Consider the following 259-nt stretch of genomic DNA (forward strand, 5'->3'; position numbering starts at 1 on the left):
TATCCAACGCTGGTAGGTAAGCACCGCAAAAAACAAGCATGCGCCGCCTAGTGAAATCCAGACTGTGCCCTGCCCATTTCCTGGATGAATCCCACCTTCAGATTGCATACGGCTGGCGTCATAAAAAAGCGCAAGAACTGGGGCTGAAGCTAAAAGCGCAAGCGGTGCATAAATCCATGCCTCGAACAGCCCACGAACATCAAGCTCAGCAGGGCTCATTAGCATTTTGCCGAATGGCCTGCTCACCTGAACAGCAGTG

The 259-nt window shown here is 52.1% G+C and carries 1 protein-coding gene; it reads right to left on the reverse strand.

The features are described from left to right. Positions 1 to 219, reverse strand: a 219-nt coding sequence (locus AC3XQU_RS24250) for a hypothetical protein (RefSeq protein WP_489876675.1), incomplete at its 3' end; no start/stop codon positions are given. Positions 220 to 259 lie beyond the last annotated feature (40 nt).

It is taken from the genome of Telluria sp. AZSoR62, from assembly GCF_058111565.1.